Annotated in this window: 11 protein-coding genes and 1 tRNA gene; 4 read left to right on the top strand and 8 right to left on the bottom strand. The window is 70.8% G+C overall.

All coding sequences use genetic code 11. The annotated features are described in order from the left end of the window. Positions 1–47: 47 nt before the first annotated feature. From GA0074696_RS12130 to GA0074696_RS12100, 7 genes are all read right to left on the bottom strand, one after another. Positions 48–761, bottom strand: coding sequence for an ABC transporter ATP-binding protein (locus tag GA0074696_RS12130; protein ID WP_088961206.1), 714 nt, complete (start codon positions 759–761; stop codon positions 48–50). Continuing rightward, positions 748–1689, bottom strand: a complete 942-nt coding sequence (locus tag GA0074696_RS12125) for an ABC transporter ATP-binding protein (RefSeq protein ID WP_088961205.1) — start codon at positions 1687–1689, stop codon at positions 748–750. Before GA0074696_RS12125 ends, GA0074696_RS12130 begins: the two co-directional genes overlap by 14 nt. Beyond that, the gene (locus tag GA0074696_RS12120) at positions 1682–2839 is read right to left on the bottom strand and encodes a branched-chain amino acid ABC transporter permease (protein ID WP_088961204.1); all 1158 of its coding nucleotides are present in this window, start codon (positions 2837–2839) and stop codon (positions 1682–1684) included. Before GA0074696_RS12120 ends, GA0074696_RS12125 begins: the two co-directional genes overlap by 8 nt. Continuing rightward, on the bottom strand, positions 2836–3819 hold the full coding sequence (locus GA0074696_RS12115) for a branched-chain amino acid ABC transporter permease (protein ID WP_088961203.1): 984 nt from the start codon (positions 3817–3819) through the stop codon (positions 2836–2838). The genes GA0074696_RS12120 and GA0074696_RS12115 overlap by 4 nt, the downstream gene beginning before the upstream one ends. 64 nt (positions 3820–3883) lie before the next feature. After that, the gene (locus GA0074696_RS12110) at positions 3884–5032 is read right to left on the bottom strand and encodes a branched-chain amino acid ABC transporter substrate-binding protein (RefSeq protein WP_088961202.1); all 1149 of its coding nucleotides are present in this window, start codon (positions 5030–5032) and stop codon (positions 3884–3886) included. 252 nt (positions 5033–5284) lie between these two features. Beyond that, entirely contained in the window at positions 5285–6457 is a 1173-nt protein-coding gene (locus tag GA0074696_RS12105) for a hypothetical protein (protein WP_088961201.1), read from the bottom strand. Positions 6458–6511: 54 nt separating this feature from the next. Further along, entirely contained in the window at positions 6512–7132 is a 621-nt protein-coding gene (locus GA0074696_RS12100) for an ANTAR domain-containing response regulator (RefSeq protein WP_088961200.1), read from the bottom strand. Between the two features lie 95 nt (positions 7133–7227). Between GA0074696_RS12100 and GA0074696_RS12095 the strand changes: the two genes are divergently transcribed. Beyond that, positions 7228–7311, top strand: a tRNA-Leu gene (locus GA0074696_RS12095). Positions 7312–7400: 89 nt separating this feature from the next. Continuing rightward, a complete protein-coding gene (locus GA0074696_RS12090; RefSeq protein WP_231925338.1) occupies positions 7401–8090 on the top strand; it encodes a transcriptional regulator in 690 nt (229 codons plus the stop codon). A 71-nt stretch (positions 8091–8161) separates the two neighbouring features. Here the strand turns inward: GA0074696_RS12090 and GA0074696_RS12085 are convergent, their stop codons facing one another. After that, positions 8162–9337 (bottom strand): trans-sulfuration enzyme family protein, encoded by a 1176-nt coding sequence (locus GA0074696_RS12085; RefSeq protein ID WP_088961198.1) that lies wholly within the window; start codon positions 9335–9337, stop codon positions 8162–8164. Between the two features lie 83 nt (positions 9338–9420). On the opposite strand from GA0074696_RS12085, the gene GA0074696_RS12080 reads away from it, so the two are divergent. Both GA0074696_RS12080 and GA0074696_RS12075 read left to right on the top strand, forming a co-directional pair. Then, on the top strand, positions 9421–9900 hold the full coding sequence (locus GA0074696_RS12080) for an Lrp/AsnC family transcriptional regulator (protein WP_088961197.1): 480 nt from the start codon (positions 9421–9423) through the stop codon (positions 9898–9900). Positions 9901–9998: 98 nt separating this feature from the next. Next, entirely contained in the window at positions 9999–10991 is a 993-nt protein-coding gene (locus tag GA0074696_RS12075; RefSeq protein WP_172894266.1) for an LLM class flavin-dependent oxidoreductase, read from the top strand. The last annotated feature ends 150 nt before the right edge of the window (positions 10992–11141 follow it).

The raw sequence follows: 11141 nt of genomic DNA, 5'->3' as shown, positions 1-11141 counted from the left end.
CCGCCCGCCCCCTGGGGGACGGACGGCCGCCGACGCTACGACGCGGCTCAGGCCACGCCGAGGTACGCCTCCTTGACCGCCGGGTCGGTGAGCAGGTCCTGACCGGATCCCTCCTTCACGATCCGACCGGTCTCCAGCACGTACCCCCGGTGCGCCCGGGAGAGCGCCTGCTGGGCGTTCTGCTCCACCAGCAGGATCGTGGTGCCCTGCTGGTTGATCTCCGTGATGATGTCGAAGATCTGCCGGATGACCATCGGGGCCAGACCCATCGACGGCTCGTCCAGCAGCAGCAGCTTCGGACGGCTCATCAGCGCCCGGCCGACGGCGAGCATCTGCTGCTCACCGCCGGAGAGCGTGCCGCCGGCCTGCTTGCGCCGCTCGCGCAGCCGGGGGAAGAGCTCCAGCACCCGCTCCAGGTCGGCGGCGATGCCGGCGGAGTCCCGCCGGGTGTACGCCCCCATGTCCAGGTTCTCCATGACGGTCATGCCGGGGAAGATCTGCCGACCCTCGGGCGACTGGCACAGCCCCCGGACGACCCGCAGGTCGGCCCGGAGCTTGCTGATGTCCTCGCCGTTGAAGGTGACCCGACCACCGGACAGCGCCCGGATCCCGGAGATGGCCCGCATGGTCGTGGTCTTGCCGGCGCCGTTCGCGCCGATCAGGGCCACCACCTCGCCCTCGTTGACGGTCAGGCTGATGCCGTGCAGGGCCTCGATGCGGCCGTACGCGACGCTCACGTTCTCCAGCTCAAGCAGCGTCATCGGCGGACTCCCCCAGGTATGCGGCGATCACCTTCGGGTCCCGACTGACCTCGGCGGGCGCCCCTTCGGCGATCTTGCGGCCGAACTCCAGCACCACGATCCGGTCGGTGACCCCCATGACCAGGCGCATGTCGTGCTCGATGAGCAGCACGGTCAGCCCCATGTCGCGGATCTTCCGGATCAGGGCGAGCAGTTCCTCCTTCTCCGCCGGGTTGAAGCCGGCAGCCGGCTCGTCCAGGCAGATCAGCTTCGCCTCGGTGGCCAGCGCCCGGGCGATCTCCAGCCGGCGCTGGTAGCCGTAGGGCAGGTTGCGGGCCTCGTCGTTGGCCCGGTCGGCGATCCCGACGAAGCGCAGCAACTCCATCGCCTTGGCCTCGGCGGCCCGCTCCTCCAGGATGTGCCGGGACAGCCCGAAGGTCTGCGCGCACGACCGACGCACCTGCTGCCAGGTCCGCTTGATGCCGTCCGGGGCGGTGACCTGCGGTACCTCGTGCGGCTTCGGCTTGAACCGGGGCAGCCGGAACAGCGCACCGGGCACGCTGGTCTTGTGCCGGGAGTCGGTCCCGACCATGACGTTCTCCAGCGCGGTCATCTCGGGGAACAGGCGGATGTTCTGGAACGTCCGCGAGATGCCCATTCGGCTGATCTGGTGCGGCTTGCGCCCGGTGACCCGCTCGCCGCGGAACCGGACCGCCCCGGAAGTGGGCCGGTAGACCCCGGTCATCACGTTGAAGCAGGTGGTCTTGCCGGCACCGTTCGGGCCGATCAGACCGAGGATCTCCCCCTCGTGGATCTGGAAGTTGATCCCGTCGAGGGCAACCACGCCGCCGAACCGGAGCGTGACATTGTCGATCTCGAGCAGCACCGGCCGCGGACCCGGCTGGGCCGGGATCTTCGGCGTCGCGGTGCTGGTGGTCTCGTCAGACATGAGCGGGCGCCTCCTCTGCCGCCGCCGCGCGGTCCTTCAGCTCACGGGCCCGCCGCCGGCTGGGGATGAGGCCCTGCGGACGCAGGATCATCACCAGCACCATGGCCAGGCCGAAGGCCAGCCACCGGTAGTCGGCGATCTCCCGGAACCGCTCCGGGAGGTAGGCCAGCAGCACCGCACCGAGCGAAACCCCGACCATGTTCCCCGAGCCGCCGACCACGACCATGGCGACGAAGAGGATGGAGAGGTTCGCGTTGAACTGGGTCGGGTCGATGAACGCGTTCCGGCTGGCGAAGAGGAACCCGGACAGGCCGCCGAGCGCCGCGCCGATGGCGAACGCCCACAGCTTGAACTTGAACGGGTAGACCCCCATCACCGCGGCGGCGTCCTCGTCCTCGCGGACGGCCAGCCAGGCGCGGCCGACCCGGCTGTGCTCCAGCCGGCGCACCGCGAAGACCATCAGCAGCACCATGGTGATCGCCAGCCAGTACCAGGGCTTCGCGTCGATCAGGCCGAACCACTCGTTCTCCGCCGCCGGCGGACCCTCCGGGCCCGGGATCGCGGAGATGCCCTGCGGGCCGTTGGTCACCCCGTTGGCGTTGCGGGCCACGATCCGGATGATCTCGCCGAAGCCCAGCGTGACGATCGCCAGGTAGTCACCGCGCAGCCGCAGCGTCGGCCAGCCCAGCAGCACCCCGAAGATCATGGTGAGCACGATCGCCAGGAGCAGGCAGATCGACCAGGTGACCGCCCAGGTCGGCGGCAGGTCGAACTCGTTCTGGATCCACTTCACCACCGGCGAGTTCACCGAGCCGAACAGCGCGACGCTGTACGCACCGACGGCGAAGAAGCCGATGTAGCCGAGGTCGAGCAGGCCGGCCAGGCCGACCACCACGTTCAGTCCGATCGCGACCAGCACGTAGATGGCGCAGACGAAGAGCACGCCGGCCCAGTTGTTGCCACCCGCGATCGAGTCGGTGCGCAGCCAGGTCAGGCCGGGGATGCCGAGGTACGGCAGGTAGTACAGGAACGCCACCAGGGCCACGATCGCCGCGATCCGCTGCCACTTCGGCAGCGCGCTGAACCGGTCAGCGACGGAGGTCAGCAGGCCGACCCGACGGCGGTCTGCGGTCCGAATCTTGTCGATCATGCGCGGGCCCTCCCGAGCGACTCACCCAACAGGCCGGTCGGGCGGAACATCAGCACCACGATGAGGACGATGAAGGCGATGACGTCCTCCCAGTTCGAGGCGAAGAGCGTGGCGCCGTAGACCTCGACGACCCCGAGGAACAGACCACCCACCAGCGCGCCCCGCAGGTTGCCGATACCGCCCAGCACCGCGGCCGTGAATGCCTTGAGGCCGAGCACGAAGCCGATGCTGTTCTGGGTGAAGCCGAACCGCATGCTCCACAGCAGCGCGGCCGCGCCGGCCATGATCCCGCCCAGCACGAAGATCAGCATGATCACGCGCTCCTGGTTGACGCCCATCAGCGCGGCCGTCTCCGGGTTCTGCGCCACCGCCCGCACGCCCCGGCCGTAGCGGGTGCGGTTGATGAACCAGTCGAGGATGGCCATAATCACCACGGCGGAGACGAAGACGATCACCTGGATGTTGGTGATCGACGTACCGCCGATCTGGAACAGGGTCTCCTGCTTGATGATCGTCGGCATGCCGACGATCTGCCGGGCCCGGCCGAACAGCGACGGCAGCGCGCCGCCCGCCACGTCGGGCAGGAGCAGACCGAAGACCTCGACCAGCACCAGGGAGAGGCCGATCGCGGTGATCAGGAAGATCAGCGGCGGCGCGTTCTTGCGCCGCAGCGGGCGGTACGCGATCCGCTCGATCGCCAGGGCCGTGCCGCCCGAGGCGACCGCCGCGGCGATCAGGCCGAGCACCAGGAAGAGGATGGCCTGGCCGGCCGGCGGGTTATTTTCCACGCCGAAGGCGGTCCACACGCCCAGCACCGCGAAGGTGCCGACCATGAAGACCTCGGAGTGGGCGAAGTTGATCAGTCGCAGTACACCGTAGACGAGGGTGTAGCCCAGGGCGATCAGGGCGTAGATCGCCCCCTTGGACAACCCGTCGACGGTGTGCTGGCCGAGGTGGCCGAAGAGTTCGTCGAAATTCACCGGGGTCTCCTTGCATCGAGTGCGGCCGGGGACGACACCCCGGCCGCACTCCAGTGCCATGACGTCAGCTGAGCTTGAGCTCCTGCAGAGCAGAGATCTCCGTGCCCTTGATCTGGTACGCCCAGATGACGACCTTCGACGGGTCGACATCGCCCTTGTCGTCGAACTTGATGTACTTCGAGACGCCCTGCTTGTCGTAGGACTTCACGTAGGCGAGGAGGTCGGCCCGGCTCTTCTTGCCGTCCTTGAACGCGTCCAGGTAGATCTGCGCCGCGTCGAAGCCCTCAGCGCCGTAGGAACCCGGCGCCTGGCCGAACTCCTTCTGGTAGTCGGCGGAGAAGGTGCCGCCGGCCTTGTCGGCCGGGAGGCAGGGGCAGGTGATGATGGCGCCCTCGGCGCCACCCGAGGCGCCCTGCGGGAACGCCGGGTCGTACAGACCGTCCGGGCCGACGAACTTGGCCTGGACACCGGCCGCGCGCATCTGCTTGACCAGCGGGGCCGCCTCACGGGTGTAACCGCCGTAGAAGACGAAGTCCGCCTGCGCCGCCTTGATCTTGGAGATCGTCGCGTCGAACTGCGACTGCTTCTCCTGGATCTTGTCGGTGCCAGCCAGCGTCCCGCCGAGGTTCTTGCCCAGCTCGGCGGTGATGCCCGCGCCGTAGGCGCTGCCGTCGTCGATCGCGAAGACCTTGGTCGCGTTCTGCGACTTCATGTAGCTCGCCACGGCGCCCGCCTGGGTGCCGTCGTTGCCGACCACCCGGTAGAAGGACTTGTTGCCCTTCTGGGTCAGGTCGGTCCGGGTCGCCGACGGGCTCACCATGGCCAGACCGGCGGCCTGGTAGATCGGCATGGTGGCGTCGGACTCGCCGGAGAAGTGCCCACCGATGACGCCGAGGAACGAGTTGTCACCGGCGATCTGGTTCGCGAACGGGGTCGCCACCGCAGGGTCACCCTGGGTGTCGAACTCCTGCATGGTGACCTTGCAGTCCTTGTTCTTCTCGTTGAACTGCTTGACGGCGAGCTTCGCGCCGTTCAGCGACGGGATCACCAGGCCCGCGTTGTCACCGGTGAACGCACCGAAGATAGCGATCTTGCCACCGCAGTCGCCGGACGCGGTGCCGCTGTCACCGCCAGAGTCCTGGCAACCCGCGGCGCCGACCATCGCCGCGGCGATTGCGGCGGCCCCCAGCACCCGTACATAGCTACGCCTCACGGCTTCCTGACCTCCTCCAGAAGCAAAAGGCGACTATCCCGAGAAGGCGGCGACAGCACAGCCCGCACCACCACCCACCCGGCAGGGACGCCCCCTGCGTTACGGCTCGTGATGGCGGAGCGTACCCACACTCATAACGCCGGGGAAGGGCTTGGGCCGTGGTCTGCAAAACCGTTACGAAGACGTGCGTCATCGCCCCGGAGCCCGTAACAGGCCGATCCCTGACCGGTCCTTAAGCAGGCCGGCGTGTCGTCAGCGGGCCACGACGGGCACCACCGCGGACCACGCCGTCGACCGGGTGCCGTCGTCGGTGAAGATCCACAGCCGCTCCCCCACCGCCGCCAGCGCCACGTCCCGGTCCGCCCCGGCCGGCACCGGACCGGGCAGCTCCAGCCGCCGCCACGACCCACCCCGGTCGACGGACGTCCAGACCGAACGGGACTTGCCGTCGGAAACCGCCGCCACCAGCCGTCCACGCGCCGTGACCAGGCCGTCCACCGACGGCACCTGCGACGGCGCCGCCCCGCCGAAGCCGCCGGCGGCAGCCCACCGGTCACCGTCGCGCCGCCAGGCGCCGAACGCCGCGCCCCGCAGCCCGACCGCCACCGCCGCACCGTCGACCAGGACGACCCGCTGCAACTCCTCGTAACGGTCGGTACCGGGCAGCGCCGTCCGCTGCCAGGTGCGGCCGTCCGCCGACGACCAGGCGACCGGGTCGCGGTCGATCCGGCCCGCCGGCAGCACGCCGCCCACCGCCAGCCACCCCCCGGGTACGCCCACCGCGTCGAACGCCCAGCTGACCCCGCGCCCGTCGCTGGCCAGCTCCGGCGCCCCCTCCATCAGGGCGAAGTCCGCCGCGTCCGGCGACACCCAGGCCGCCGCGCCGCTGGACCGGTTGCCGACGATCAACCAGCCGGCCGGCCCGCCCGTCAGGCGGGACACGTTCACCGCCTTCGGCCCGCCGTACGACTCGAACGAGGCGGACACCTCGACCAGCCCACCGTCGGGGCGCTGCCGCCAGGTGCTCACCCGGGGATAGCCGTGCGCGCCGCCGACCTTCGCGCCGATCACCGCCAGCACCCCGTCGCGGCAGCCGGCCGAATAGAGCACGTTCTGCTTGCCGTAGAAGGAATCCGCGGCGATCGGCACAACCGTCCAGTTCGTACCGTCCCGGCTCGACCAGGCTGCCGGCCGGGTACCGCCGGCGGCGTCCGCGAGGCCGCCCACCGCGTACCACCGGCCCGCACAGGCGGTCGCGTCGCGCAGCAGCGCGCGGCCCGGCGGCCCCGGCGGCGCCGGCAGGGTCAGCGCCTGCCACGCCGGGCGGACCGGCTCCTCGGCACGGCGCGGCGCGGGCGCCGGATCACAGGCGCCCAGCAGCACGGCCAGGACGCCGAGCACCGCGAGTACGGGCCGAGTGGACACGCGTCGATGCTAGCCACCGACGGTGGTTTCCGGGACCCGGCGGGCCGACCGGTGTCAGGCGGTCGGCTGGGTGACCTCGCCGCCGGCGGTCTCCGCGAGGATCCGCTCGGCGACCTCCTTCATGGTCATCCGGTGGTCCATCGCCGTGCGCTGGATCCACTTGAACGCCTGCGGCTCGGTCATCCCGTACGTGGTCATCAGCGCGCCCTTGGCCCGCTCGACGGTCTTGCGGATCTCCAGCCGGTCGGTGAGGCCGGCGACCTCCGACTCCAGGGCGGCGATCTCCGAGTAGCGCGACAGCGCGATCTCCACCGCCGGCACCAGGTCGCTCTTCTGGAAGGGCTTCACCAGGTACGCCATCGCGCCCGCCGCCCGGGCCCGCTCCACCAGGTCGCGCTGGCTGAACGCGGTCAGGATGATCACCGGGGCGATGCGGGCGCCGGCGATCCGCTCGGCGGCGGCCAGCCCGTCCATGATCGGCATCTTGATGTCGAGGATGACCAGGTCCGGCTTGAGCTCCTCGGCCAGCCGGACGGCGGTCTCGCCGTCACCGGCCTCGCCGACGACCTCGTAGCCCTCCTCGACCAGCATCTCGGCCAGGTCCAGCCGGATGAGCGCCTCGTCCTCGGCGATCAGTACGCGCCTGCGCTCGGCGTCCGTCTGCGTCTCGGCCACGAGCCACTCCCACCATCGATCTCGGCACGGCTACCACCCATGCTCTCGCATGAGACTAGTCGGGTACAGTGAGCCACACCCTCCGCAGGGGTGACGCCGGGATGATGGAATCGGCAGACATGAATGCCTCAAAAGCATTTGCCCGAAAGGGCGTGCGGGTTCGAGTCCCGCTCCCGGCACTTCTGTCATACACCTGTTCGATGATGCACGTGTGCACCCTCCTGAGATAAGGGCTCGCGCCCGCAGTCAGTACCTTGCCGGTGGCAGCGTGGCAGCCACCGCCCGCGCCCTCGGTCTCCCCTACCGGACCGTCTGGCACTGGTGCAACGACCGGCCCGAGCCGAGGCAGCACGGCACCCAGCTACGGTGCTTTCGATGCCGGTCCGTCGACAATCCGACAAAGCCGGCCGCCTATGCCTACCTGCTCGGCCTTTACCTTGGTGACGGTCACCTTGTCACCACGGCGCGAGTGCCGGTCCTTCGCATCTACTGCTCCGACGCTTGGCCGAACCTGATCGAGCTGTGCGACCAGGCCATGCGGGACGTGCTGGCGAATTCGGTGCAACGGGTACAGAAGCAGGGCTGTGTCGGGGTGCAGAGCTACGGAACGCACTGGCCCTGCCTGCTCCCGCAGCACGGCCCGGGCAAGAAGCACGAGCGGCCCATCGTCCTCGCCGACTGGCAACACGAGATCGTCGAGCGCTACCCGGGAGACTTCCTGCGAGGCCTTTTTCACTCCGACGGCTGTCGAGTCAGCAACCGGGTCACAGTGCGGGGAAAACGTTACGTCTACCCGCGGTACATGTTCAGCAACGAGTCGACCGACATCATGGAGCTCTGCCAGTGGGCGCTCGACCTGCTCGGCATCGCCTGGAAGATGAACCGCCGCAACTCCCTCTCCGTCGCCCGACGGGAGGCGGTCGCGGCCCTCGACCGGCACGTCGGCCCGAAGTCATGATCCAGACATGACGGACCCGAGGCGAAGTACCGGCCACGCGCGACGAGCGCGACAGGCCCGGCGAGCGCCGGTCAGATCACCCCGAGCGCCCGCTCCAGGTCGACCCGGAGGTCCTCCGGGTCCTCCAGTCCGACGGAGATCCGCAGCAGCCCGCCGCCCGGCTTGGCCTCCCCCGCCACCGGCCGGTGGGTGAGCGAGGCCGGGTGCTGGATCAGGGTGTCCACCCCGCCGAGCGACACCGCGTGGGTGATCAGTTCGCAGGCGCCGGCGACGGACGCGGCGGCGGGCGCGCCACCGCGTACCTCGAAGGCGAGCAGGCTGCCCGTGCCGGACAGCTGGCGGCCGACCAGGCCGGCCGGGTCGTGGACCGAGGGGTGGTGCACCCGCACGACGGCCGGGTGGCCGGCGAGCCAGCCGGCGAGCTTCTCGGCGCCGGCCTGCTGGGCGCGGACCCGCAGCGGCAGGGTCTGCAGGCCCCGGTGCAGCAGGTACGCGCCGAGCGGGTGCAGCACGGCTCCGGTGACGGCGCGTACCTGGCGCAGTCGGGCGGCCCAGTCGGCGTCGCAGGCGACGACGCCGGCGAGCACGTCGCCGTGGCCGCCGATGCTCTTGGTGGCGCTGTGCAGGACGAGCGCGGCGCCGTGTCGGGCGGGTTGCTGGAGCACGGGCGTGGCGACCGTGTTGTCGACGAGCAGCGGGACGTCGCCGGCGGCGGTGGCGAGCGCGGCGATGTCGACCAGGTCGAGGGTGGGGTTGGCGGGCGTCTCGACGATCACCAGGGCGGTGTCGGGGCGGACGGCGGCGGCGACCTCGTCGGGGCGGGCCCAGGTGACCTCGGTGCCGAGCAGTCCGGTGGCAAGCACGTGGTCGGTGCCGCCGTAGAGGGGGCGGACGGCGACGACGTGCCGGTTGCCGTCCCGGGTGGCGGCGAGCAGCGCGGCGGTCAGGGCGGCCATGCCGCTGGCGAAGGCGACGGCCGCGGCGGTGCCTTCCAGTTCGGCCAGGGCGGTCTCGAAGCGGGCCACGGTGGGGTTCCAGAGCCGCTGGTAGACGGCGCTGGCGCCGGCCGGGAGGGTGCCGCCGGTGGCGAGCAGCTCGTACGCGTCGCCGCCACCCTCGACCGAGGGCAGCGGGTTGGTGGTGGAGAGGTCGATCGGCGGCACGTGGACGCCGAGGCCTGTGAGATCGTCGCGGCCGGCGTGCACGGCCCGGGTGTCCACCGTCGTCATGCCGGAAGCGTCGAACAATAGGCCGTCTCCGGGCAACAGGATCGAAGATTATTCTGTGGATGTCGCTTTCGATGTCGCCGCATTCGCGGAAGGATGTTCACATGCCCCCTGCGCCGAATGATGTGCGGCCGTTCGCCGCGCTGGACGACGTCGACCGAGCGATCCTGACCGAGCTGGCGGCCGACGGCCGGCTGCCGAACAACGCCCTCGCCGAGCGGGTGGGGGTGGCCCCCTCGACCTGTCTCACCCGGACCAGGGCGCTGCGCGACTGCGGGGCGATCCGCGGCTTCCACGCGGAGGTGGACCCGGCCGCGGTGGGGTTGCCGTTGCAGGCGCTGGTGTCGGTCCGGCTGACTGCGCACGAGCGGGCCGCGGTGGACGCCTTCCGGGCCCGGTCGGTGCGGCTTCCGGGGGTGGTGTCGGTGTTCCACGTGGCCGGCGCGGAGGACTACGTGCTGCACGTGCGGGCGGCGTCCGGGGACGCGCTGCGCGACTTCGTGCTCGACCACCTGGCGGTGGACCCGGCGGTGCAGCACACCCAGACCAGCCTGATCTTCGAGCAGGCACGCGGCATGGGCTGACCGGCGGGTGCCGACGGGATGAACCGGGCCACCCGTACCCGACGAGGGGAACAAATCCGGCGCGCGGCGGGTTGGCCACAGCCGTGATCGACGTACCGATGTCTGTTCTTGATCTTGCTCCCGTGGCCCGTGGGGCGTCCGCCGGGGAGGCCCTGCGGGCCACCACCGAGCTGGCCCGCCGCACCGAGGAGCTGGGCTACCGCCGGTTCTGGGTGGCCGAGCACCACAACATGCCGGCGATCGCCAGCTCCGCGCCGGCGGTGCTGCTGGCGCACCTGGCGGCGCACACCTCGACGATCCGGCTGGGCTCCGGCGGGGTGATGCTGCCCAACCACGCGCCGCTGGTGGTCGCCGAGCAGTTCGGCACCCTGGAGGCGCTGCACCCGGGCCGGATCGACCTGGGCATCGGCCGCGCGCCGGGCACCGACCAGGTGACCGCGCTGGCGCTGCGCCGCACGATGGAGGGGCTGTCGGCGGAGGGCTTCCCGCGCGAGCTGGCGGACCTGATGAACTACTTCAGCGGCGACGAGCCGGGGCAGATCACCGCCACCCCGGGGCTCGGCCAGTCCCCCGCGGTCTGGCTGCTCGGGTCCAGCGGTTTCAGCGCCCAGCTGGCCGGGCTGCTCGGGTTGCCGTTCTCGTTCGCGCACCACTTCAGCGCGCAGAACACCCTGCCCGCGTTGCAGCTGTACCGGCAGAACTTCCGCCCGTCGCGCTGGCTGGAGCAGCCGTACGCGATGGTGGCGGTGAACGTGGTGTGCGCGGAGACCGACGAGCGGGCCGAGTGGCTGGCCGGGCCGAGCGCGCTGTCGTTCCTGAAGCTGCGCTCGGGGCGGCCGGAGCCGCTCGCCACGCCCGAGGAGGCGGCGGCGTACCCGTACAACGAGGTCGAGCGGGAGTTCGTGCGGCAGCGCCGCGACGGGCAGGCCATGGGGTCGCCGGAGACGGTCCGCCGGCAGCTCGGCGACCTGCTGGCGCGCACCGGCGCGGACGAGCTGATGATCACCACCATGGTGTACGACGTGGCCGACCGGGTGCGCTCCTTCGAGCTGGTCGCCGACGTGGCCGGTGGACTCAGGCGGAATGCCTGAAACACGCTCTTCATACCCACGTCACCCCACCGTCGCGTGCCGCGCCTAACTTGGTGACCGGTGGTGGTACGGCACTCCCGGTCGGGACGGGTCGGGGGTGCTGCGGTGTGGAGCACCGGGTCGCCAGTTGTGCGGATTCCGCGGCTGGCG

Source organism: Micromonospora purpureochromogenes (assembly GCF_900091515.1).
Classification (GTDB): domain Bacteria; phylum Actinomycetota; class Actinomycetes; order Mycobacteriales; family Micromonosporaceae; genus Micromonospora; species Micromonospora purpureochromogenes.
This window is presented reverse-complemented; position numbering and strand designations above follow the sequence as displayed.

Coding starts and splice junctions, on each gene's coding strand:
- GA0074696_RS12120 (WP_088961204.1), bottom strand. CDS start 2,839: ATGATCGACAAGATTCGGACCGCAGACCGCCGTCGGGTCGGCCTGCTG.
- GA0074696_RS12125 (WP_088961205.1), bottom strand. CDS start 1,689: ATGTCTGACGAGACCACCAGCACCGCGACGCCGAAGATCCCGGCCCAG.
- GA0074696_RS12075 (WP_172894266.1), top strand. CDS start 9,999: ATGTCTGTTCTTGATCTTGCTCCCGTGGCCCGTGGGGCGTCCGCCGGG.
- GA0074696_RS12130 (WP_088961206.1), bottom strand. CDS start 761: ATGACGCTGCTTGAGCTGGAGAACGTGAGCGTCGCGTACGGCCGCATC.
- GA0074696_RS12080 (WP_088961197.1), top strand. CDS start 9,421: ATGCCCCCTGCGCCGAATGATGTGCGGCCGTTCGCCGCGCTGGACGAC.